A 22,383-nucleotide genomic window follows, 5' to 3' on the forward strand; every position below is an offset into this window, starting at 1 on the left:
AACAAAGATGAACGTCAGAGTCTTGCCGAAATTTGGGGGCTTTGGCAACCATCGGCCGCAGAGTGACGCGAAAGGTCGCAGTCTCTACGCCGCCAGTTGCATCACCTGATGCTGGGTGAAGCGGAAGTCGTTGAGCATATGGACGCCGAAGGAATCCTCGCCGACCCAGATAATGGTCGCATCCACCTCGGCATCGACTAGACGGATCGCCAGATTTTCACCGGGTTTAAGGCCCGATGTGATGCCGATACGCGCCCCTGTTTCGCTGATGTCATAAAGACGCAGGTTGCGGACGGTTCGTCCCTTCACTTCAATATCGACCGTCTCTGTTGAAGCGTAGCGCGCCGCCACCCGCTTATCCACTAGTTCATCGAGAAGGGCAGCCAGTTCCGTTTGCATGTCGCGTGAAGCGCCCGCCATGTCCTGAGAAATAGCCTGCATGTCGTCGGCGGTGCGTTCGGTCCGGCGCGTGACTTCGGGCAAGAGGTTGATGATGCGCTCGGCCTCACGATTGCCCAATGCCGCGCGCTCCAGATTGTGACGGATGGCGTCGGCCGCCTGACTTTGGGTCTTAACCGCGTCGGCGACCGTGCGCGAAGTCTGCGCTACGGAAGCGATGATACCAGTAATTTGTGACACAGAACCGACCATGCTTTCGGCCGCCTGACGCACGTCCTCGATCTGGGCTTCGATTTCGGCGGTGGCACGGCCCGTCTGATTGGCCAGAGATTTGACCTCACCAGCCACAACGGCAAAGCCCTTCCCGGCCTCTCCGGCGCGCGCGGCTTCGATAGTGGCGTTAAGCGCCAGCAAATTGGTCTGGGAGGCAATGCCCTGAATAAGGCGTGAGACCTCGCCGATACGCTCAACGGCCTGTGTCAGGGCCTGCGCCATCTCGCGCGAGCGTTCCAGTTCGCCGGAGACGCGGTCCGTCATCTCGGCGCTCTCATCCGTGCGACGGGCGATCTCTCCGAAGCTTTGCGAGACCTCGGCCATGCCCGCCGATACGCTGTCCACATCGCGCGCCGAGGCGCTCAGCCGGTCAATCGCCGCCGTCAACTCCTCGCGCGTCGTCTTGGCCGTCAGACTGAACTCACCGGTCGAGTCCCCGACCGATGAGGACAGGGTCTGGACAGCATCCATGACGTCCGTAATGGCATTACGGATGCGTTGGGAAAGGGTGTTGATGCGATCCTTTTCCCTGATAATCAGTTCGTTACGTTTCACATCATTGGCGGCATCGGCGATTTTTTCGATAGTGCGCCGGCGGAAGAACTCCAGCGCGCGACCGACCTGACCGATTTCGTCCCGGCGTGTGGCTTCGGGCAGACTGGCGTTGAGATCCTTGTCCGCCAAATGCCTGATATTCTGATCCAGCCCGTTAATGGCTTTCAGAATGGAATGGGCCAGACCCAGCGCCATGAAGACCGCCACCAGAGCCGCTGCAACCGTTACGGCCAGAAGGGTATAGAGGGTCGTAGAAAAGCCGCCGATCCGTTTCTGAAGCAGCGCGTTCAACTGCTGGGCCGAAGCCTGCCACAGATCGTCGCTCACCCTGGCATAGGCGGTTTTAGCGCTGAGGAGTGGCGTCAGATCGACCCCTGCGGCATTGCCCTGAGTCTGCATCTGGTGCGCAAGGCCGAGCGCCTCGGCTTCTACGGCCTGCGCTGCCGCCTGATAGGCGTCACGCTTGGCCTTGAGCGCCGGGGAGAGGCCGCTGTTGGCGGCAATCGCTTTGTCGAGCGAGGTGATCTGTCCCTGCCAGGCCGCGCTGAACTGCCCCAGGCCCACGACCAGACCGGTCGTCTCCTCGGTGGTCAGACTGGCCTTGGCCTGATAGGCCGACATGTCGCGCAACACGACGGAAATACGGTTCAGGGCGTCCGGGGCTTTGAAGGCTACGGCGTCCATCACATAATAGCTGTCGATATCGGGATCGAGCGTCAGATTGGAACGGTCGCTGAGCGTCGTCAGGAGGGCCAGAGCCGCATCAGCGCCGGGGGCCCTGGAGAGGGCGTCAGCCTCAGTCGCCGCAAGCGTCTTCAGCGCGGGGTGTTGCGCATCGAGGGTCGCCATCGGGGCCGTCTCGCCCGAAAGCTGTGCGGTTGCGCCGGTCAGGACGGGCCATACGATGCGCATCGCCTCGACGCCCTGAACCTCTTTCTGACCGAAATGGATGTCTTTCAGGGATTGCTGCACAAACAGGTAGCTCATCAGCACGATGGGCACCATGAACACGCCGGTCATGACAAAAAGTTTGGTACGAATACTGATGGCGGCGAAAGACATGACGCGATCCGGAACAGGCTGACCCACCCCCAAAAGAACAGCGTTTTGGTTTCGGTTTCCTTAATGCCGCCAACGGACTTTCAAATTTAAAAGCGGGGGCCATTGTCACAAAAAACGCCTTTACAGTCAGGATAAAATGCCCGATATAGCGCGCTTCCGGCGGACCCCGACACACAGGTCGGCGCCCTGGGGCCCCTAGAGAACACTCTCGACGGGCTGGGCGTCGTTGAAACGCTGCTAACGCCGGTCTGGGTTTAACTTAACTTTACGGGGTATTGGCAGTGGCAAACTTCCAATCGGCCCTGGACCTGGTCCGCGAGCAGTCACCGGAAAAGCCCGTCGCCCTTGTGCGACGTGAGCCTGTTTCCGTCGCAGCGCAATGGTTCCAGCGCCACTTCAAAGGCGATGTCTTCTACGCGGTCAAGGCGAACCCTTCTTCGTGGGTCATCGAAACCCTGCTCGACGCCGGGATCGGTTCGTTCGACGTGGCCTCGATCAATGAAGTCAAGCTGGTGCGCGGCCTTGCGCCTGAAGCGCGTCTGGCCTTCATGCACCCGGTCAAGTCGCGTCGGGACATCGCCGAAGCCTATTCCGATTTCGGTGTAAAGACCTTCAGCCTTGATACCCACGAAGAATTGCAGAAGATCCTCGACGCCACGGGTGGCGCGAAGGACCTCAATCTGATCGTGCGTCTGGCGACGTCGGGCGAAGGCTCGAACCTGCCCCTGACCAACAAGTTCGGCGCTCAGCCCTATGAGGCGCCAGCACTCTTGCTGGCGGCGCGTCAGGCGACGCAGGACCGCATGGGTGTCTCCTTCCACGTCGGCTCGCAATGTATGCGCCCGACCGCCTATGCGGCAGCCATGTCGGTGGCATCGCGCGCGCTGGTCCGCGCCGGCGTGCTTGCCGATATTGTCGATGTCGGTGGCGGCTTCCCGTCGGTCTATCCGGGCATGGTGCCGCCGTCCCTGCCCGAATATATGGACGTGATCCATCGCGCCTTTGATGAAATGAAGGTGCATGAGGCGACGGAACTGTGGGCCGAGCCGGGGCGTTCGCTGGTGGCGGAATCGACCTCGATCCTCGCCCGCGTCGAGCTGCGCAAGGGCGATGCCCTTTATCTGAACGACGGGGCCTATGGCAACCTGTTCGACGCCACCCACGCCAAGTGGCCCTTCCCGGTGCGCCTGCACCGCGCCGAGGATGGTGACGAGCAACCGGAACTGAAGCCGTTTCGTTTCTATGGCCCGACTTGCGACTCCATCGACCACATGCCGGGGCCGTTCTGGCTTCCGGCGGATGTGGATGAGGGCGATTACGTCGAAATCGGGATGCTGGGGGCCTATGGCGTGGCCATGACGACCGGGTTCAACGGCTATGGTCAGACCGAAACCGTCTTCCTCGATGACGCGCCGATGGCCTCGCTGTTCGGTCTGGGCCCGCGCTCGCTGAACGTGCCGCGCAGCCTTTTCGACAGCGTCGAAGAGAACAAGGTCGTGCGCCTCAACCGCCCCAAGGGCGGCAAGCGCGGCAAGAAGCGGTCGAAGTAATTGGATGGAAGAGGGACAGGCTGAGAAGGACGTTTTCCGTTTTTTCTTCTGGGTTGGTTTCCTTCATGTCGGAATAGGCGCTCTCTTTTGCGCTTTCCTTTCGCTCATGGCATTTCGCAACTGGGCGTTTCAGGGGTTTTCGGCCAGCGATTTGCAGTTAGCCTTAATTTTCTTACTCGCTTTTATCTTTCTCGCGGGGATCCTCTGGCTCAGGTGTCGTAAGTATAAACGTTGGGCACAGGAACCCTCGCCATCGAAAGTGACGGCGGAAGAAATCAACCATGCCCGACGACGTCTTTACGGTGACAGTGACGGATAGTTGACCGCGTCGTTTAATCAAACCTTGATTTGCCAAGGCGCCCCCTATGTCCTATAGGGGCCGCGAGTTTTTTCAGCTTCTCTCCCCATCGCTCCGTCTGGGGGACAAAGAGTGCATGACGGGCGTCCACCTTCTTATCTCCAAAAGGACCAAGAGATGAACGCAACTACCCCCCAATCCAACCAAAAGGCCGCCCTGCTCCAGAACACTGTGGAGCACGTCGATATCACGTCTTATGACGCGCGCCCGATCATCGACTCGATGCGCAAGATGAGCTTCTCAAGCCGTGATACCGCCCGCGCCGCCGACATCTTCAACATGGCGCTGGAAGACAAGGACTGCTCGCCGTGGCTGATCCTCGCCGGTTCGACCTCGGCCGGTGGCTGTATGCACGTCTATCGCGACATGGTGAAGTTCGGCATGATCGACGCCGTGGTCGCCACCGGTGCCTCGATTGTGGATATGGACTTCTTCGAAGCGCTCGGCTTTAAGCACTATCAGGCCGCCGGTCCGGTGGACGATAACGTTCTGCGCGACAATTATATCGACCGCATCTACGACACCTATATCGACGAAGAAGAGCTTCAGGCCTGCGATCACACCATCCTTGAGATCGCCAATCGCCTCGAGCCGCGCGGCTATTCCTCGCGCGAATTCATCTGGGAAATGGGCAAGTGGCTGTCGGAAGGCAATGCCAAGAAGGAGGGCTCGCTGATCCAGACCGCCTATGAGCATGGCGTGCCGATCTTCTGCCCGGCCTTCGTGGACTCGTCTGCCGGTTTCGGCCTCGTTAAGCACCAGAAGGAACGCGCGGCTGCGGGTAAGCCCTATCTGATGCTCGACGCCATTGCTGACTTCCGCGAACTGACCGACATCAAGATTGCGGCGGGCACCACGGGCCTGTTTATGGTCGGCGGCGGCGTGCCGAAGAACTTTGCTCAGGACACGGTTGTCTGCGCCGAAATCCTCGGCGTCGAAGCTGATATGCACAAGTACGCGGTGCAGATCACCGTCGCCGATGTGCGTGACGGTGCCTGTTCCTCCTCGACGCTGAAGGAAGCCGCTTCGTGGGGTAAGGTTTCGACCACCTACGAACAGATGGTCTTTGCCGAAGCCACAACCGTCGTGCCGCTCATCGGCTCCGACGCCTACCACCGTGGCGCGTGGAAGTCGCGTGAGAAGCGCAACTGGGCCAAGCTGTTTGCGTAAACCCTGAGTAAATGACGCCGATTTTTGAGAATAACTCTGGTTAATCGTTTGCTTAACGGTATCAACATGCCATTAACCAAAGATCGGCGTCATAGATCACGAATTTTTTTTACTCAGCCTCTTCCCTTTTTCAAAATAAGGGCTATTTAGGCTTTAACGATAGCGGCTCACGTAATTGAGTCGTCGTCACTCAGTTCGTCGCCGGGATCATCCCCCCCCCCCTCGAATCCGGCGGCATGCGCGGCCCTCCCTGCCCCCCAGGGAGGGCCGTTGTTATTTCGGTGTCCGTGATGGGGCAGGTCGGGTTTTCCTGAAATTTGTGCTCAACCTGCGTTCCGCGCTGGCCTGCCCCCCAGGGAGGGCCGTTGTTATTTGGGCGTCTGCGTCCCTATTACCCCGATCCTCGCCAACCATATCTCGAGGCGTTGCGGCCATTCGGAAATCGGCAGGCCGGTGGGGCGAAGTCCGAACGCATGGCCGCCCCTGGCATAGAGGTGCATCTCGACGGGTATACCCGCCTCTTTAAGTGCCGCTTCGTAAACGAGGGAATGGCGCACATCGTCCACGGGATCGTCTTCGGCATGCAGAAGAAAGGTCGGTGGTGTACCGGGCGTGACCCTGATGTCCGGCTCAAGGGTCAGGTCGGGTTCATGCCACAGATGTCCGGGGTATATAACCACCGCGAAATCCGGGCGCAGGCTTTGCGTGTCCGCGGAATCTACGGGCGAATAGGCGGCTTCGGTGCGCGTGCTGACGGCTGCCGCCAGGTGCCCACCAGCCGAAAAGCCCAGCACGCCGATACGGTTGGGGTCTATACCATAGGTCTCCGCCCCCTGACGCAACAGGCGCAGCGCCCGCTGCGCGTCCTGAAGCGCCATCCATACCTTCGGGTTTTCACGGCAATTGCAGTCGGGATTCCACCACGGTCCGGATGCCGGAACCCGGTATTTCAACACCACGCAGGTAATGCCCCTGGGTGTCAGCCAGTCGCACACCTCGGTTCCTTCGAGGTCCATAGCCAGCACACGATACCCGCCGCCCGGCAGGACCACAACGGTCGCGCCCGTCGGTTCGCCCTGTGCGGGATAGATCGTCAGGCTGGGCTGCGACACATTGCTGATCTGCGTCCACGGCCGTCCACCGACCAGCGACTTGCCCTTGCCCGCCTGTTCGGGGCCCCTGGCTCTGGGGTTGCCCATATGGGCGGAGTTTGGCCACAGAGGAACGCTTACCGGGGCGGCCCCCGCCGATGAAGCGATAACGGAAGCGCAGAACATCGCCGTGAGTGTTCTGCGGGCCATCCGTTTACGCCGCCCTGCGCAGGCGACGCGGCAGGGCGCGTAGCCGCGCCCACAGCTTTTTCTTCTCGGCTTCGGGATAGGGTTCGAGGTTGCGGATAAATTCCTCCGCACAGGCCCGCCACGAAAACTTTTCGGCATGACGGCGCACATGGGCGCGATCCAGCTTCAGCGCCTCGGTAATGGCGACGCTGAGGTCTTCGTCGATGACGCCTGCGCCCGTGCCGGGGATCAGGTCAATGGGCCCGTGCGCCGGGAAGGCGGCGACCGGGGTGCCCGTGGCCATGGCTTCGAGGATAACAAGGCCGAAGGTGTCGGTCAGAGACGGAAAGACGAAAACGTCGGAATCGGCGTAGGAGCGCGCCAGTTCCTCGCCGAAACGCGCGCCCGTAAACACCGCGTCCGGATATTTTTCCCTCAGTTCCTCGAGCTGCGGTCCCTTGCCGACCACCACCTTGGTGCCGGGCAGGTCAAGCGACAGGAAGGCTTCGAGGTTTTTCTCAATGGCCACGCGACCGATATAGGTCATGATTGGGCGGGGCAGGTCGCCGAAGATCGGCTCAAGGCCCGGGCGGAACATCTCGGTATCGACGCCGCGCGTCCACGGCGAAATGTTCTTGAAGCCGCGCGCCTCAAGGTCTTTTTGCAGGGTCGGCGTCGCCACCATTACCCGGCCCGACGGCTTGTGGAACCAGCGCATATAGCCATAGCCCCAGCTCAGGGGGATGGGCAGGCGCGCCGACACATATTCCGGAAACTTGGTGTGGTAGGAGGTGGTGAAGGGCATCTTCCATTCCATGCACACCCGACGCGCCGCCAGACCCACAAAGGCTTCGGTGGCGATATGCACGGCATCCGGCTCATAGTCCTGGATGATTTCACGCACGTCTTCGTAGCAGCCCAGAGCCAGCTTGACCTCCGGATAGTCGGGCCACGATACCGACTTGAACTGGTTATAGTCCACGATCTTGAACTCATGGCCGAGCTTTTCGCATTCGGCGATGACCCGCTTCATCGTCGTGACCACGCCATTGACCTGAGGGTCCCATGCATCGGTCGCCAGTAAGATACGCACAATCGTTTCCGTCTGTTGTCCTGCTCCCCTGTGTAGAGGGCAAAGAGCGGTCTGTGAAGCACGATTTTGTTTCACGCCTGCGACAGTCGCGTGAGCGCTGTGCAGAAACGCGCAAAGGCTTTTGGGCCGGGCCCGCGCGGTCCGGCAAAACACCGCCAGGGGGATTTTCGGCCCTCCGGCAGGGCGGCACAGGCGAGCCGGGCTATATTTTCGCGGTTCACTGCGCCTTTTGTCATGCCGCAGATGTTGCGATGCACAAAAAGGCGCGTATAATTACCGGTATGGAACCCCGTCGCGTCAAAAGCTCCAGCGCCTTGTCAATTGCGACGAAAGACCCGAATGTGAGTAGTGTCCGCGCCCGTACAGAACACACAACGGGAGGCAAGCGCGCGGAGGCTGGAAGGCAGCGTATGAGCGATCGACCGAAAGACACGCCCAAATCCCGCCGCACGCGGGTTCAGATTCTCGACACCGCTATGCGGCTGTTCGCAGAACTGGGCTATGACCGTGCCGGCAATGCCGCCATCGCCGAAGCCTGCGGTCTGACGCGTGGGGCCATGCTCTACCACTTTCCGACCCGTGAAGCGCTGGTCGAAGCCGCCGCCTGGCATATCCACGCCGCCCGTGAAGCCGCTTTCGAGGCCGAAGCGGGGAAGCTGAAACCCGGTCAGGACGCGCTGGACGGTGCGATTGACGCCTACTGGCGTCTGCTCAGTTCGGTGCCGTTTGCCGCCTTTCTGGCCCTGGAACGCGCGGCGCGTCAGGACGAGGACGTGGCCAAGGCGATCCGCCCGGCGCAGGAGGCTTTCGACCGAGGTGCGATGGGACGTGCTACGCCCGGCTTCATCACCGCCGGTGTCGATGCGCGGTTTCAGGCCAGCCGCGATCTGGCTCGCTTTGCGCTGGACGGTCTGCACCGGGCCGCCCTGACGTATGATCAGCCCGAACGCATCGAAAACCTGCTCAATGTCATCAAGCGCGCGGTGCATATGCTGAACCGCAAGGGCGATGTGACGGACCTCTGGGCCGACTGAGATGGCCGACGCGTCGGTAACCCTGCGTCTGACCATCGCTGACCCCGTTCCGGGCGTAGCCTATAGCCTTCAGGACAAGGACAGCCACCCGGTTGATCCGCAAACGGCGGGAGACGGGCCGCTGTCGTTCGATGTGCCGCTGCGCCTCAGCGAAGACGGTCGCTGGCTGGGGCCGTTCGTGCGTCGCGAAGGCCCTGAGCGCCGCTTTGTCTATATCGCCATCGGCACCTCGGCGGGGGACCACGGCAGCGAATGGACGCGCCGCGCCAAGATCGACATTCACGATATGCCCGACACCCTGAAGGCTGCGGCCCGCGCCGGCGGCGTGCCCGAAGCCCTGCTGCCCGGTCGCGGCAAGGACGGCACCCCCGCCTGCGCCACCGTGCGTGTGCGCGAATGGCGTCTGATATGATAAGCCAGAAAACGGCTGACTTTCGGGCGCGTAAAAGATATTAGCCACGAAAAACACGACAAGACACGAACGTCGAGCGCTCACAGGGTTTGTGCCCGAAGGCCTTCTGATCGGTTTCCGGCACCAACGCTATCAGGCGCCTCGCGCCAATCATCGCCGCAGCTTTCGTGTCTTTTCGTGTTTTTCGCGGCCCATCCTTTTCGAAAGCTCACCATGCGCCAGTTGCTGCGTTCCAAGATCCATAACGCCTACGTCACCGAGGCCAATCTGGCCTATATCGGTTCGATCACCATAGACGAGGACCTGATGGATGCCGTCGGCCTGTGGGAAGGCGAGCGCGTGCTGGTCGTTTCCAACACCTCCGGGGCCCGACTGGAAACCTATGTCATTACCGGTGAGCGCGGGTCGGGCAAGATCGCCATGAACGGCGCGGCTGCGCATCTGATCAACGAATCCGAGCAGATCATCATCATGGGTTTCGAGCTGACCGACGCGCCGATTATCCCCAGAGTCGTGCTGGTTGATCGTCAGAATCGGGTTGACCGCTACCTCTCCGAAACCCCCTCGACGATTCTCTAACAGGACTCTTTTTTTGGGGTATTTTCGTCTTCGGGGCCCAACCCCTTGAGCCGCTTGGCATAATGTTTTTTTTAGGATTTTGTTAACGAAAAACTTCGCCTGTGCGGCGACTTGGCCGTTGACGATGCGATCCGATTATGGCCCCATATAGGGGCTGATGGCGGTCTTCGACACTATATCTAGTTGTCTTGGGTCTGACCTTCGGTGCTCCGGGGGCGGAGCGGTTTTCTCAGGCATACCAGGTGAGTGTGACGATGTCGGCAAATGATGCGGCGGCGAAGGTTCAGGGTGCGGCGTCTGTTAAGGGTACGCTCAAGGTGCGTCCCAAGGAGCGTCCGGAGTTCAAGCTGATCAAGACGGTCGTGACCGATCCGTCCAAGGACGACAAGCTCACCGACTTCGGCAAGAAGACGCTCGACGACCGTTATCTGCTGGCCGACGAATCGTATCAGGACATGTTCGCGCGCGTCGCCACGGCCTATGCCGACGACTCCGAACACGCCCAGCGCATCTATAACTACATTTCGAACCTGTGGTTCATGCCGGCGACGCCGGTGCTGTCGAACGGCGGGGCCAAGCGCGGACTGCCCATCTCGTGCTTCCTCAACGCCGTGCCCGATTCGCTCGAAGGCATTGTCAGCGTGTGGAACGAAAACGTGGCGCTGGCCTCAAATGGCGGCGGCATCGGCACCTACTGGGGCGGCGTGCGCTCCATCGGTGAAAAGGTGAAGGGCGCGGGCCAAACCTCTGGTATCATCCCCTTTATCCGCGTGATGGACTCCCTGACGCTGGCCATTTCGCAAGGCTCTCTGCGCCGGGGTTCGGCCGCCGTCTATATCGACATCTTCCATCCGGAAATCGAAGAATTCCTCGAAATCCGCAAGCCGTCGGGCGACTTCAACCGTAAGGCGCTCAACCTGCACCACGGTATCTCGATCACCGATGAGTTCATGGAAGCCGTGCGCGACGGCGCGCAGTTCGGCCTGCGTTCGCCCAAGAATAACGAAATCATCCGCTATGTGGACGCGCGCGCGCTGTGGCAGAAGATCCTCGAAATCCGTATGCAGACGGGTGAGCCTTACCTGATCTTCGCCGACACGGTGAACCGTTCCATGGCGCCGCACCAGCGTGAGCTGGGCCTTAAGGTCAAGCAATCGAACCTGTGCGCCGAAATCATGCTGCACACGGGTAAGGACCATCTGGGGCATGAGCGCACCGCCGTGTGCTGCCTGTCTTCGGTCAATGCCGAAACCTTCCTCGAATGGCGAGACGAACCACGTTTCATCGAAGACATCATGCGCTTCCTCGACAACGTGCTGGAAGACTTCATCCAGTCGGCCCCGGACGCCATGTCCGCCGCGGTCTATTCGGCCCAGCGCGAACGCTCGGTCGGCCTCGGCCTGATGGGCTTCCACTCCTTCCTGCAATCGCAGGGCGTGGCCTTCGAGTCGGCCATGGCCAAATCGTGGAACATGCGCCTGTTCAAGCACCTGCGCCGCGAAGCCGACAAGGCCTCGGTCAAGCTGGCTCAGGAGCGCGGGCCCTGCCTCGACGCGGAAGAACGCGGCGTGATGGAACGCTTCTCGCACAAGCTGGCTATCGCCCCGACCGCCTCGATCTCGATCATCTGCGGCGGTACCTCGGCGGGCATCGAGCCGATCCCGGCCAATATCTATACCCACAAGACCCTGTCGGGCTCGTTTGCGGTGAAAAACCCCTTCCTGCGTACCCTGCTGGCCGAAAAGGGCCTCGACACGCCGGAAACCTGGGACTCCATCGTCGAGCACGAAGGCTCGGTGCAACACATCGACGCCCTCAGCGAAGACGAAAAGGCCATCTTCAAGACCGCCTTCGAAATCGACCAGCGCTGGGTGGTTGAACTGGCTGCCGACCGCGCGCCGGAAATCTGCCAATCGCAATCGCTCAACATCTTCCTGCCGGGTGATGTCGATAAGTGGGACCTGCACATGCTGCACTGGACGGCGTGGGAACAGGGCGTCAAGTCGCTCTATTATCTGCGCTCCAAGTCGGTACAGCGCGCCGCCTTCGCCGGTTCTGAAGGCAAGGCTGCCGCAGTGTCGATGGCCGCTGCGGGCAAGACCGACTACGAGGAATGCCTCGCCTGTCAGTAAGCAGGGCCTCAGGCCCTGCACCCGAAACCGGGAGCAAGTTTCAAAGGCCGGAGCCCACGCTTCGGCCTTTTGCTATGGAATGTTTATGACTGAGATCATTCGCGCCGATTACCTCAACCCGGTCCATGCCAAGGCCATTGTCGCTCTGATGCAGACCTATGCACGCGATATCATGGGCGGTGGTGATGCCCTGCCTCTCGAAGTGACTTCGGTACTGATCGAGCGTTTGGCGGCCACGCCGGGTGCCGTGTCGATTCTGGCTTTTGCCAATGGACAACCGGCAGGCCTGCTCAATGCCTTTGCCGGGTTTTCGACCTTTGCTGCGCGGCCCCTGCTCAACATCCACGATGTCGTGGTCGCCCCGGCGTTTCGTGGGCAGGGCCTGGCGCGCGCCCTGATGGCCGAGGCCGAAACCGTCGCCCGCGAACGCGGCTGCGCCAAGCTGACGCTTGAAGTGCTGGAAGGCAATGCAACAGCGCAACGGCTTTATAGGTCGCTGGGCTATGGTGACTATGTGCTCGATCCGGAAATGGGCCGCGCCCTCTTCTGGCAGAAGAGGCTCTAAGCCACCTTCTGCATCGGGCGTTCAGTGGCATCGAAGCTGACCGTGCCCGCCTTTGCGTCGGTCTCGATACGGTCGATGGCCTGTTTCAACGCCTCAAAACAGGTCGGGTCGATGGCATCGCCGACGCTTTGCCCGATGATCTCCAGCGCCTTCCAGATCGGCAGGGCCGGGCGATAGGGGCGGTCGGCGGTCAGGGCGTCAAAAAAGTCCGCCGTCGAAATGATGCGCGTTTCCAGACTGATCTCGTCGGCACCGAGGCCGTGCGGATAGCCCTTGCCATCCAGGCGCTCATGGTGCGCCCCCGCAATGCGCGCCAGTTCCGAAAAGGCCCCGATGCGCGACAAGATGGTTTCCGTATAGAGGGCGTGGGCCTGCATCTGCGCCCACTCTTCGCCATCCAGCCGCCCCGGCTTGTCGAGAATGGTGTTCGATACGCCCAGCTTACCCACATCGTGCAGCAGGGCGGCGCGTTTCAGCCAGCGCCGCGCGCGGGCGTCGAGCCCCATCACCTCGGCCATCATATCGGTATAGAGGGCGACCCGCGACGAATGACCCGCCGTATAGGGGCTTTTGGAATCGACCACCTGACCAAAAGCAATGGCGATGTCGTCGAGATAGTCTTCATCCAGCGCGACTTCGTGGTGCGCCGGTTCCATCGACTGAATACGCTGCACCAGATCGGGTGCGCACAGCCCCTCCCAGAAGCCATTGCGCGACGCCACCTCAAAGAAGGCATCGGCGGCTTCCGGCTCAAACCAGGTCCCGGCGCGGTTGAGGATTTCACGCAAGGCGGCCGCCATGCCCCGGCTTTTGAAAAACACATCGACGCACTGACACAGAAGCGCGATGCGGGCATAGGGGGATATGGCCTGACGCCGCAGACCCTGCGGCTGACCGCGCCCGTCCCAGTGCTCATCCAGATCGCGGATACCGATGGCGACGGCCTCCGGGAAGCGCAGTTGCCGCGCAATGTCAGCGCCGCGCGTGCAGCGCGTCTCGATCAGTTCGCGCGAAATCTCGCCGCCATTCTTGAAAATATTGACCACGGCGCGGAAGCGTTCGGCCAGATCGGCCTTCAGCCCCGTATGCGCCATGACAAAGCCCAGCACGTCCGAGAGGCCGGTGTCGATATCCTTGAAGTCGCGCTTAAAGGTCCGGTCGTCGGTCAGATAAAGCTGACAGATGCGCGCCGCATTGGATGAACAGCCCAGATCCTTGAGCAGCAGTACATAATAAAGCTCCCACTTCTGATCCGCCGAAAAGCCCAGCTCATCGGCAATGTGCATACCGATATAGCAGCAGCGCACGCAGTGCCCTTCCGGCTGCCCTTCGGTAATGTCGAGCGCATAGGAAAAGGCGCTGATCAGTTCCGACAGTTTCAGCCGGTCAGGTGAGATTTCGGGCAGTTTCGGCGCAGGCATGGGGCCCTCGTTCTGAAGGAAGGCCGATCATGGCACGCCACGCTTAAGACCGCGTTGACGCCGGACGTGTGGAAGGCTAGTCCTGCGGCATCCCAAAATTACAATAAAGCGATTTTCTAATGCCAATGACATTGACCGCCTTCCTCGAAGGCCAGAGCGATCTGCCGCAAAGCCTCAAAACCCTGATCGCCGCCATGGCCGACACCTGCGCCTTGATCGGTCGCACGGTGAACCTCAGCGCCGTCAACGATCTTCAGGGCGCACTGGAACAGGAAAACGTGCAGGGCGAGGTGCAGAAGCAACTCGATGTCATTGCTAACGACATCATGCTCGAAGAGGCGCGCTGGAAGGGCGTGGTGCATGGTCTCGCCTCTGAAGAGATGGACGACTATGTGGCGTTTGATAGAGGTGACTATCTGCTGTTCTTCGACCCCATAGACGGCTCGAGCAATGTCGATGTCAACGGCGTGGTCGGCACCATCTTCTCCGTTCTGCCCGCGCCGAAGGGCGATCTGAGCTTAAGCGACTTCCTGCGTCCGGGCCGCGATCAGGTGGCGGCCGGTTACGCGGCGTATGGCCCGCAGACCATCCTCGTCCTTACCTTGGGTAAGGGCGTCGTGGCCTTTACACCGGATACCAATGGTGTGTGGATACAGACCAAAACAGCGATGACGGTGCCGGCTGCGACGCGCGAATTCGCCATCAACATGTCCAATCACCGCCACTGGTTCCCTGGTATTCAGCGCTATATCGACGAATGCGTGGCGGGTAAGGACGGCCCGCGCGGCGCCGATTTCAACATGCGCTGGCTGGCGTCTATGGTCGGTGACGTCCACCGTATTCTCACGCGCGGGGGGATTTTCATGTATCCGGGCGACACCAAGCGCGCCGAGGGCAAGCTGCGCCTGATGTACGAAGCCAACCCCATCGGCTTCCTGATCGAGCAGGCGGGCGGCAAGGCCACCAACGGCACCACCCGTATCCTCGACCTTCAGCCGACCGGCCTGCATCAGCGCACAGGCGTGGTGCTGGGCTCGGCCGAAGAGGTCGAGCGTGTGGCAGAATATCTTAACGGTTAAGACCAAGATTCATTGAAAATGACTCTTGGTCTTTCATTCGAGACTGTCTCATGTCGCTGAGACATATGAGACAGTCTCGTTTCTTCAACGGCCGGATGCGATCAGCATCTTCGGCCGTTGGTAAAATCAAGCCGTAAAGATCGTCTGAAAGCCGCCATAGATCAGGCGCTTGCCATCAAAGGGCATATCCATCTCGGCCATGCGCGGATCGGCTTCCGCCTTTTCCCAGGCGATATTGCGGACCTCTTTTGATGGCCAGACGACCCACGAAAAGACCACGACCTCGCCCGCTTCCAGCTTTACGGCCATGGGCAGCGAGGTCAGCTTGCCTTCGGGCACGTCATCGCCCCAGTTTTCGACCACGGCCAGCGCGCCCAGTTCCTTGAACAGGGTGGCGGTGACCTGTGCGGATTTCAGATAGGCATCGCGGTTTTCGACTTTGACCGGACAGACAAAGCCATCGACATAGGTGGTTGGGGCTTCAGACATGGAGGGCGTCTCCTCTGTTGGGAGCCACCAGCCTACGGCCCTATGGATAAAATGCCAATGGGTCTATTTTTCGACCAGCACCTGAAACCCGCCATAGACCAGCTTCGCCCCGTCAAACGGCATGTTCTCGCTGGGCTGCATCCGCGGGTCGTCCATGATCTTTTCATTGGCTTCGTCGCGCGCCTCTTTCGACGGCCACATCACCCACGAAAAGACCACGCTGTCCGACAGCTTGCCGCGCGCCGCGTTGCGGAAGGAAACGCCTTCATCGCCTTCGGGCAGGTCGTCGCCCCAGCATTCCACCACCTGAAGCGCGCCGTATTCCTTGAACACTTCGGCAGCGGTTTCGGCCATCTTCTTATAGGCGGCGCGGTTTTCTTTCGGCACCGGGATCAGGAATCCATCGACATAGGACATGCTCAGGCCTTTCCCAGCAGGGTTTTCAGTTCGGCAATAACGCTGCGGTAGGAGTCGCGTTTGAAATGCACCACGCGCTCGATCACCTGATCGAGGTCGCACCATTCCCAGCGGTCAAACTCCTGCTCGCCGTGCGCCTGAAGGTTCACTTCGCTGTCGGGGCCATTAAAGCGCACAAAGTACCAGATCTGCTTCTGGCCCTTGAAATTGCGACCGATCTTCTTTTGCGCCAGCACTTCGGGCGGGAAGTCATAGACGATCCAGTCGGAGGTGCAGCCCAAAATGTCGATGGTGCTCAGGCCGGTTTCCTCATAAAGCTCGCGCCGGGCGGCGGCTTCAAGGTCTTCACCGGCATCGACGCCGCCTTGCGGAAATTGCCAGGCATAGTCGCCGCTCATGCCGAAACGGTGGCCGATCCACACCTTGTCCTGCGCATTGAGGACGACGATGCCCACATTGGGGCGGTACTCAGATAAATCCTTGCTCATCGCCTCATAATAGCGGAAGCGGGGGCCAGTTGAAGCCCTTTTTGTTCAAGGCTCTGCGTCCATTTGATCGCCACAGCGAGGGTCACCGGATAGGCAAAGCCGGACCCCAGGGCGCGGCCGCGCGCCTTGGCCTGCGCTTCGATGGCCGCCAGTTGCGCATTGATACTCTGCGAATTGATCTGGGCGTCGATCACCCGATCGGCCGAAGCGCGCGTCCAGCCGCCGCCGACATCGCGCGCCTGACCGTCGTCAATAAAGGCCACGCCGCGCGCCTTCATCACATTGAGGAAGGCCGTCATCGAGCCTTTGTCGCGCAAATAGGCGCTGCCCTGATAGTTCATGACGCCGAAATAGCCGGTGGCGCGCCCCATCAGCCAGTTGAGGCTGGCGTTCATATCGTCCGGGCGCTGTCCGACCAAAAGCGTGCGCGGGCCGGGATCGGTGTCGGGATAGTTGGTCGGCTGCATCGGAATTTCGATCAGCACCTCATGGCCCTGCGCGCGGGCGGCGTCGATCCAGCCTTGCAGCCCTTCGGCGTGCGGCACGAAGGACAGGGTGACCTCGGCGGGCAGTTGCTCGATGGCGGCCTTGGTGGTGGTCGGGTTGAGCCCCAGCCCGCCGACGATCAGCGACACGGTGGGCTTGCCATTCGACTTGAACGGGCGGGCATAGGCCGAGGCCGGAACGCGACCGTCCGACGCGATGGCGGGCAGCGGACCGTTGGGTCCATTTTGCGACAGACCGGCAATCGGGGCGGGAGCGAGCGGCGAGGCGGGCAGTTTATTGGCGCTGCCGACCGTTACCGGCGCGCCGTCATTAGGCAGGGTGATGACCGCCGTACCGTCGGCGGGCCCGGCCTCGCCATTGGCGTTGAACTGATCGGCGGAGGCGTCCTTGAACAGGCCCAGCGAATCGAGCGTGAAGGCCTGAAGCCCGGAGGCCGCGTCATCGGCGGTGGCCGTGGCGGACGCGTGGGCGTCGGCCTTGGGGGCTGCGGTGGTCGCCGCCGCGATCTGAATGGTCGGGTTGCCGGCTTCCGGATCGGACAGGCTCAAAAACAGCGCCCCGCCGCCGATAAACAGCCCCAGCGCCATCAGCGGCGCGGTATAGGGCTTTTTCAGGACGTCGAGCGCGGCGGGCCCTAAGCCCTTGACGCGGCTCACCAGCCCGCCGTCCTTGCGGAACAGCGGCGAATTGGACAGGGACGGGAGCTTTGGTTTGGCGAACATGGAGCGTGTGTGACCCAAATTTTTGTCGCGCTTCTTGGATCCGAAAACCGGTGTCCACTTTTCGGGAAGCACTAAAAACCCTGCCCGCACCCAAGGCGGACAGGGTTAATATGCGCTAACGGCGGTTAACAAAGCCTAACGAGCGGTAAGAATTATTACCGCATCGGCCTTACCTAAACGGCGGCTCATCGAAGGCGCGGAGCTTGCGCGAGTGCAGCTTTGAGCCGGCCTGACGCAGCAGGTTGATCGTCTCAAAACCGATGTCGATATGCTCGGCTATGGCGCGTTCATAGAAGTGGTTGGCCTGACCCGGCAGTTTCAGTTCGCCGTGCAGCGGCTTATCCGACACGCAGAGCAGCGTCCCGTAGGGCACGCGGAAACGATAGCCCTGAGCGGCCAGCGTCGCCGATTCCATGTCGATGGCTACGGCGCGGCTTTGTGAGAACAAAAGCGCCGACGACGAATAGCGAAGCTCCCAGTTGCGGTCGTCGGTGGTAACCACCGTGCCGGTGCGCAGGCGCTTTTTGAGGGCGTCGCCGTCCTGACCGGTGATGTTGACCGCCGCCTGTTGCAGGGCGACCTGCACTTCAGCGATGGGCGGGATGGGGATTTCGCGCGGCAGCACATTATCCATCACGTGATCGTCGCGTAGGTAAGCGTGGGCCAGCACGTAGTCACCGATGCTTTGCGACGGGCGCAGGCCGCCGCAGTGACCGATCATCAGCCACACATGCGGGCGCATAACGGCAAGGTGGTCAGTGATGTTCTTGGCATTGGCCGGGCCAACGCCGATATTGACCAGAGAGATGCCCTGACGGTCGGGCGACAGCAGGTGATAGGACGGCATCTGGAATTTACGCCAGGGCGAATTGGCGATCAGCTCCAGCGGGTTGGGCGTGTCCTTGGTGATGACTATGCCGCCGCAGCAGGACAGGGCCGTATAGGGGCTGTCCGGGCGCTTAAGCTGCTCCAGCGCGTAGGTGACGAACACATCGACATAGCGATGATAGTTGGTCATCAGGATGTAGGACTGGATATGCTCGGCCGGCGTGCCCGTATAGTGTTTCAGGCGGGCCAGCGAAAAATCGGTGCGCAGGCCATCGAACAGGGCCAGCGGGCGGTGCCCGTCAACATCCAGCAGATCCATGCCGTCAGCGACTTCGTTGCCGATCAGAGCCAGTTCGGTGGTCGGGAAGTGGCGCGCCAGATCGAAGGCTGAGACGCTGTTAAGGTCGAGACCCGCGCCATCCAGCACGTAGGGATAGGGGATTTCCTGATCCGACACGCCGACGCTGATAACGGCATTATAGTCGGTTTGCAGCAGCTCAAGCTGAGTTTCGATTTCTTCGCCAAACAGGTCCGGGCGGGTGATCGAGGAGGAATAGGTACCGGGCCGCGAGAAGCGGGCAAAGGCGCGATTGACGACCGGGTGGCGGTGGTGCAGCGGGGTGTCGTCGTCGTCTTCATCGACGCCCTTCCACACCACGATCAGACGCGGATAACAGTACCGGCCCTGTTCGCGGGCGGTCCTCGACGGTTTGGTACGGTCGGTAAGATAGGCCTGAAGATCGGTTTGCAGCGCCTTAACGGCGGAGATGTAGATGTCTTTCAGACGGGCGACGGCCTCGGCGGCGGTCAGATTTTCGAAACGGTGGCTTTCGGCGCCACGAGCCGCTTTTCTTTGCTTTTCCATATTCCATTGTGCCACGCCTTTTTTCCTGTGAAAAGACCATGGCCCACACATTTTGTAACCCGGTTACAGACGGCGTGAGGAATGTGGATCAGAAATTCGTTTTCAGAAATGCGGCACAGTCAGCGCGCAGCGGGCCCTTGCCACGAAACGGAATGGAATAGGCCGCGGCGCAGTCCGAATGGCTCAGGCCCTCATAGACGATCAGTTGCGACGACGTGCCGACCTTTGTCAGCGCGGCATCGAGATTGGCCGAATTGCTCAGGCGGCACACTGTGTCGGCCCGGCTGTGCTGAAGCAGGAAGCGGGTCGTGCTTTTGGTGGCGTGCTGGATGGGCTGCGTTTCCAGCGGGCGCGGAAAAGTACCGAAGCTGTTGCGGGTGGCGTCCACGTCGAACGGGTAGAAGTCGTAAGGGCCAGACACGCCGATGGCCACCCGGATGGGATTGGAGGCCAGCGGATCGAATCTGAGAAACTGCTCATCCAGCGCCAGCATGATGGCAATGTAGGCGCCGGCGGAATGGCCCATGACGCCCAGACGCGCCGCATCCCCGCCCCACTTCGTTGCGCTGGACTGAACATGGCGCACGGCTGATGCGGCGTCGTGCATAAAGTCAGGGAAGACGACTTCGGGATAGAGGCGATAATCGGCCACGACCACCAGATAACCGAGCGAGGCCAGAGAGCGGCCCATCCACGCGTAATCGGTCTTGCTGCCCGAATCCCAGTTACCGCCGTAGAAGAAGACCAGAACGGGCCAGCCCTTCGGCGGCTTCGTTCCGGAAGTCGGGGCGTAGACGTCGTAGCTTTGGCGCGCCTTATCGCCATAGGCGACATCCTGCGCCACGCGGCGGGAGCCGCCATCCTTGGGCGTCAGGGTGTTGAAGGCCGACAGGGTCGAACAGCCTGATAGCAGCAGGCCCAGACCACTGCCGATCACGAGGCCGCCCAGCAGCCGGCGTTTATTGAGGATCATGCGGAGCCTTTGCGACGGATTTTGCGCACAGTTGCGTGAAGATGCTAAGTTCTGACATTGAGTTCGGCCATGACTATCATAGTATGGCCCTAAACAGACCATACGGATTTCAGGGAGCTTTGGACGTGCATAAGCGAGACTTTCTTCTAGGTGCCGCAGCGGCGGCCTTTGCGGCCCCTGCGCTGGCGCAACCCCCTGCGGCGAAAACCGACATCCCGCGCGAATGGATTGACCCCGATACCGGCCACCGCATTGTGCGGCTGTCCGACGCGGATAATTCCAAATCCCTGTACTTCCATGACAATGCCTTCACGGCGGATGGCAAATGGATGATCTTCGACAGCCCGTCGGGCATCCAAATGGTCGAATTGGGGACGCGCAAAATCCGTCAATTGACGCCGAAAGGCTATGGCAGCCTGATGGTGTCGCGCACGAAGAATATTTGCTATGCGCGCAAATTCCCAGGCGGCGAAAAGAAGAGCGCCGATGACAAGGGGCGTGACGGTATCGAGATCGTCGCCATCGACATGGATACGGGCAAGATCCGCACCATCGCCAAGGATATCAAGGGCTATGTCACGACAGTCAATGCCGACGATACCCTGCTGGCCGGCACCTGGGCAGAGCGCGAATATCAGCTTCAACCGGGGCCGAAGGTCGCCAATACGGACGGCGGCTATAATGCCATTGGCCCGGACGGCAAGCCGCTCAGCTTTCAGGCGGCCAAGGAGGTGCGCATGGCCGAGCGGCTGGCGCAGAACATCCCGATGGAGATTTTCACGCTGGACATCCAGACCGGCGAACGCAAGGTGGTCACCGCCTCGACCGACTGGCTCAACCACGTGCAGTTTTCGCCGACCGATCCGCACCGCCTGATGTATTGCCACGAAGGGCCGTGGCACAGCGTCAATCGCATCTGGACGATCAGGACCGACGGCACGGGCAAGGAAAACGTCCATAAGCGCATGATGAATATGGAAATCGCCGGACACGAATTCTTTGCGTTTGACGGCGAACGCATCCTGTATGACCTGCAAACGCCGCGTGGTGAGGACTTCTGGATGGCCAGCTATGACCTCAAAACGCACAAGCGCATCTGGTATCATATGGAGCGCAACGAATGGTCGGTGCACTTCCAGATCAGCCGCGATGGTAAGCTGTTTGCCGGTGACGGTGGCGATGCGGATATGGTCGCGCGTGCGCCGGATGGCAAATGGCTTTATCTGTTCCAGCCGGAGATTATCGAAGACCTCGGCGTCTCAGCCCCCAATGCGGCGGAGCTGGTGCGGCCGGGCGTGCTGCGCGCCACGAAACTGGTGAACCTCAAGGCGCATAACTATAACACCGAGCCGAACCTGCAATTCACACCGGACGGCAAATGGATCGTCTTCCGCTCCAATATGCACGGCCCTATCCATGTCTATGCAGTGCAGGTGGCGAAGGCTTAAAAGAAGGGCTCCGGTGATTCGGGGCCCTTTTTATTAGCGCTCCACCGCCGTGACACTGAGTTGTTCAATCTCACCGGAGGGCGTTTTGAAGGCGATGGATTGTCCGCTGGACAGGCCGATCAGGGCGGCCCCAACCGGGGTCAGGACCGACAGCCTGCCCTCGGCAATATCGGCATCGTCGGGCAGGACCAGCTTCAGGCGTCGCGTCCCGCGCGCCGTGCGGAACGTCACCCGGTCATTGAGGCGCACGGTATCGTCAGGCAGCTCTGCCTGTGGGCGCCGGGTAGCGCGCGACAACTCCTCAAGCAGTTGCTCTCCGGCTTCGGCCAGAAAGCCGCCGGCCTGTTCGGCCTGTTTCTTCAAAAGCTGAAAGTCGTCTTCGCCAATGAGTAGCTCGGGCAGGATGATGGGTTCGGTGTGGGTCGTCATGGGGTAAACCTGTGCCAAAGCGCGCGGCCTCGGTTTGTGCGGGCCACGCGACGGTAGATGGAAAAATGGAAAAAGAGCGCCGGATTATGGGGAACGGCTGAGATCAGCTCAGCGGTTCGATAGGCCCCGAAACCCGAACGGCGCGCAGGGCCGGGCTTCGGGCTACGATCCCGTTACGGGACGTCCCTTGAGCGAAGCGGTGAGATTGAGCACGGCGCGCATGGTCATGAGGAGTACGTGGGTTCCGCAGGCCTC

General features: G+C 60.8%; 20 protein-coding genes. 9 read left to right on the forward strand and 11 right to left on the reverse strand.

Annotated elements, in window-relative coordinates:
- Positions 1-84: 84 nt before the first annotated feature.
- Entirely contained in the window at positions 85-2,289 is a 2,205-nt protein-coding gene (locus PQU94_RS02575; protein WP_272739918.1) for a methyl-accepting chemotaxis protein, read from the reverse strand.
- A gap of 281 nt (positions 2,290-2,570) precedes the next feature.
- Between PQU94_RS02575 and PQU94_RS02580 the strand changes: the two genes are divergently transcribed.
- Entirely contained in the window at positions 2,571-3,839 is a 1,269-nt protein-coding gene (locus PQU94_RS02580) for a type III PLP-dependent enzyme (protein WP_272739919.1), read from the forward strand.
- 475 nt (positions 3,840-4,314) lie between these two features.
- On the forward strand, positions 4,315-5,367 hold the full coding sequence (locus PQU94_RS02585; protein ID WP_272739920.1) for a 1,9-bis(guanidino)-5-aza-nonane synthase: 1,053 nt from the start codon (positions 4,315-4,317) through the stop codon (positions 5,365-5,367).
- A 368-nt stretch (positions 5,368-5,735) separates the two neighbouring features.
- Here PQU94_RS02585 and PQU94_RS02590 read toward each other — a convergent pair whose 3' ends face one another.
- Both PQU94_RS02590 and PQU94_RS02595 read right to left on the reverse strand, forming a co-directional pair.
- The gene (locus tag PQU94_RS02590) at positions 5,736-6,668 is read right to left on the reverse strand and encodes an alpha/beta hydrolase (protein ID WP_272739921.1); all 933 of its coding nucleotides are present in this window, start codon (positions 6,666-6,668) and stop codon (positions 5,736-5,738) included.
- A 4-nt stretch (positions 6,669-6,672) separates the two neighbouring features.
- The gene (locus PQU94_RS02595; protein WP_272739922.1) at positions 6,673-7,740 is read right to left on the reverse strand and encodes a glycosyltransferase family 4 protein; all 1,068 of its coding nucleotides are present in this window, start codon (positions 7,738-7,740) and stop codon (positions 6,673-6,675) included.
- Between the two features lie 410 nt (positions 7,741-8,150).
- Here PQU94_RS02595 and PQU94_RS02600 point away from each other — a divergent pair, with 410 nt between their 5' ends.
- The 5 genes from PQU94_RS02600 (at position 8,151) to PQU94_RS02620 (ending at position 12,462) form a co-directional block, all read left to right on the forward strand.
- Positions 8,151-8,774, forward strand: coding sequence for a TetR/AcrR family transcriptional regulator (locus tag PQU94_RS02600; RefSeq protein WP_272739923.1), 624 nt, complete (start codon positions 8,151-8,153; stop codon positions 8,772-8,774).
- A 1-nt stretch (position 8,775) separates the two neighbouring features.
- On the forward strand, positions 8,776-9,186 hold the full coding sequence (locus tag PQU94_RS02605) for a DUF5990 family protein (RefSeq protein WP_272739924.1): 411 nt from the start codon (positions 8,776-8,778) through the stop codon (positions 9,184-9,186).
- A gap of 213 nt (positions 9,187-9,399) precedes the next feature.
- Positions 9,400-9,765 (forward strand): aspartate 1-decarboxylase, encoded by a 366-nt coding sequence (gene panD, locus PQU94_RS02610; RefSeq protein WP_126421834.1) that lies wholly within the window; start codon positions 9,400-9,402, stop codon positions 9,763-9,765.
- A 254-nt stretch (positions 9,766-10,019) separates the two neighbouring features.
- On the forward strand, positions 10,020-11,897 hold the full coding sequence (locus PQU94_RS02615) for a ribonucleoside-diphosphate reductase subunit alpha (RefSeq protein ID WP_272739925.1): 1,878 nt from the start codon (positions 10,020-10,022) through the stop codon (positions 11,895-11,897).
- Positions 11,898-11,982: 85 nt separating this feature from the next.
- Entirely contained in the window at positions 11,983-12,462 is a 480-nt protein-coding gene (locus PQU94_RS02620; protein WP_272739926.1) for a GNAT family N-acetyltransferase, read from the forward strand.
- Here the strand turns inward: PQU94_RS02620 and PQU94_RS02625 are convergent.
- Complete coding sequence (locus tag PQU94_RS02625) at positions 12,459-13,883, reverse strand: HD-GYP domain-containing protein (protein ID WP_272739927.1); 1,425 nt, start codon at positions 13,881-13,883, stop codon at positions 12,459-12,461. The genes PQU94_RS02620 and PQU94_RS02625 overlap by 4 nt on opposite strands.
- Before the next feature lie 119 nt (positions 13,884-14,002).
- On the opposite strand from PQU94_RS02625, the gene PQU94_RS02630 reads away from it, so the two are divergent.
- On the forward strand, positions 14,003-14,962 hold the full coding sequence (locus PQU94_RS02630) for a class 1 fructose-bisphosphatase (RefSeq protein ID WP_272739928.1): 960 nt from the start codon (positions 14,003-14,005) through the stop codon (positions 14,960-14,962).
- Positions 14,963-15,088: 126 nt separating this feature from the next.
- Here the strand turns inward: PQU94_RS02630 and PQU94_RS02635 are convergent, their stop codons facing one another.
- From PQU94_RS02635 to PQU94_RS02660, 6 genes are all read right to left on the reverse strand, one after another.
- On the reverse strand, positions 15,089-15,451 hold the full coding sequence (locus PQU94_RS02635; protein ID WP_272739929.1) for a DUF1428 domain-containing protein: 363 nt from the start codon (positions 15,449-15,451) through the stop codon (positions 15,089-15,091).
- A 63-nt stretch (positions 15,452-15,514) separates the two neighbouring features.
- Positions 15,515-15,868 (reverse strand): DUF1428 domain-containing protein, encoded by a 354-nt coding sequence (locus tag PQU94_RS02640; protein WP_272739930.1) that lies wholly within the window; start codon positions 15,866-15,868, stop codon positions 15,515-15,517.
- A gap of 2 nt (positions 15,869-15,870) precedes the next feature.
- On the reverse strand, positions 15,871-16,356 hold the full coding sequence (locus tag PQU94_RS02645) for an RNA pyrophosphohydrolase (protein ID WP_126421820.1): 486 nt from the start codon (positions 16,354-16,356) through the stop codon (positions 15,871-15,873).
- The gene (locus PQU94_RS02650) at positions 16,353-17,585 is read right to left on the reverse strand and encodes a divergent polysaccharide deacetylase family protein (RefSeq protein WP_272739931.1); all 1,233 of its coding nucleotides are present in this window, start codon (positions 17,583-17,585) and stop codon (positions 16,353-16,355) included. Before PQU94_RS02650 ends, PQU94_RS02645 begins: the two co-directional genes overlap by 4 nt.
- A gap of 169 nt (positions 17,586-17,754) precedes the next feature.
- Positions 17,755-19,278, reverse strand: a complete 1,524-nt coding sequence (locus tag PQU94_RS02655) for an AMP nucleosidase (protein WP_272740056.1) — start codon at positions 19,276-19,278, stop codon at positions 17,755-17,757.
- A gap of 88 nt (positions 19,279-19,366) precedes the next feature.
- A complete protein-coding gene (locus PQU94_RS02660; RefSeq protein WP_272739932.1) occupies positions 19,367-20,251 on the reverse strand; it encodes an alpha/beta hydrolase in 885 nt (294 codons plus the stop codon).
- 125 nt (positions 20,252-20,376) lie between these two features.
- On the opposite strand from PQU94_RS02660, the gene PQU94_RS02665 reads away from it, so the two are divergent.
- Positions 20,377-21,699, forward strand: a complete 1,323-nt coding sequence (locus PQU94_RS02665; RefSeq protein WP_272739933.1) for an oligogalacturonate lyase family protein — start codon at positions 20,377-20,379, stop codon at positions 21,697-21,699.
- 33 nt (positions 21,700-21,732) lie between these two features.
- On the opposite strand, the gene PQU94_RS02670 is transcribed toward PQU94_RS02665, so the two are convergent.
- The gene (locus PQU94_RS02670; protein WP_272739934.1) at positions 21,733-22,128 is read right to left on the reverse strand and encodes a GreA/GreB family elongation factor; all 396 of its coding nucleotides are present in this window, start codon (positions 22,126-22,128) and stop codon (positions 21,733-21,735) included.
- Between the last annotated feature and the right edge of the window lie 255 nt (positions 22,129-22,383).

The sequence above is a fragment of the Asticcacaulis currens genome (assembly GCF_028550395.1).
GTDB classification, from domain to species: Bacteria; Pseudomonadota; Alphaproteobacteria; order Caulobacterales; family Caulobacteraceae; genus Asticcacaulis; species Asticcacaulis currens.

Bases quoted from the DNA above. Each gene is read 5' to 3' on its own strand.
- PQU94_RS02645 (WP_126421820.1), bottom strand. From the start codon at position 16,356: ATGAGCAAGGATTTATCTGAGTACCGCCCCAATGTGGGCATCGTCGTC.
- PQU94_RS02590 (WP_272739921.1), bottom strand. From the start codon at position 6,668: ATGGCCCGCAGAACACTCACGGCGATGTTCTGCGCTTCCGTTATCGCT.
- PQU94_RS02630 (WP_272739928.1), top strand. From the start codon at position 14,003: ATGCCAATGACATTGACCGCCTTCCTCGAAGGCCAGAGCGATCTGCCG.
- PQU94_RS02620 (WP_272739926.1), top strand. From the start codon at position 11,983: ATGACTGAGATCATTCGCGCCGATTACCTCAACCCGGTCCATGCCAAG.
- PQU94_RS02575 (WP_272739918.1), bottom strand. From the start codon at position 2,289: ATGTCTTTCGCCGCCATCAGTATTCGTACCAAACTTTTTGTCATGACC.
- PQU94_RS02615 (WP_272739925.1), top strand. From the start codon at position 10,020: ATGTCGGCAAATGATGCGGCGGCGAAGGTTCAGGGTGCGGCGTCTGTT.
- PQU94_RS02635 (WP_272739929.1), bottom strand. From the start codon at position 15,451: ATGTCTGAAGCCCCAACCACCTATGTCGATGGCTTTGTCTGTCCGGTC.
- panD (WP_126421834.1), top strand. From the start codon at position 9,400: ATGCGCCAGTTGCTGCGTTCCAAGATCCATAACGCCTACGTCACCGAG.
- PQU94_RS02600 (WP_272739923.1), top strand. From the start codon at position 8,151: ATGAGCGATCGACCGAAAGACACGCCCAAATCCCGCCGCACGCGGGTT.
- PQU94_RS02625 (WP_272739927.1), bottom strand. From the start codon at position 13,883: ATGCCTGCGCCGAAACTGCCCGAAATCTCACCTGACCGGCTGAAACTG.
- PQU94_RS02650 (WP_272739931.1), bottom strand. From the start codon at position 17,585: ATGTTCGCCAAACCAAAGCTCCCGTCCCTGTCCAATTCGCCGCTGTTC.
- PQU94_RS02660 (WP_272739932.1), bottom strand. From the start codon at position 20,251: ATGATCCTCAATAAACGCCGGCTGCTGGGCGGCCTCGTGATCGGCAGT.
- PQU94_RS02585 (WP_272739920.1), top strand. From the start codon at position 4,315: ATGAACGCAACTACCCCCCAATCCAACCAAAAGGCCGCCCTGCTCCAG.
- PQU94_RS02605 (WP_272739924.1), top strand. From the start codon at position 8,776: ATGGCCGACGCGTCGGTAACCCTGCGTCTGACCATCGCTGACCCCGTT.
- PQU94_RS02655 (WP_272740056.1), bottom strand. From the start codon at position 19,278: ATGGAAAAGCAAAGAAAAGCGGCTCGTGGCGCCGAAAGCCACCGTTTC.
- PQU94_RS02670 (WP_272739934.1), bottom strand. From the start codon at position 22,128: ATGACGACCCACACCGAACCCATCATCCTGCCCGAGCTACTCATTGGC.
- PQU94_RS02640 (WP_272739930.1), bottom strand. From the start codon at position 15,868: ATGTCCTATGTCGATGGATTCCTGATCCCGGTGCCGAAAGAAAACCGC.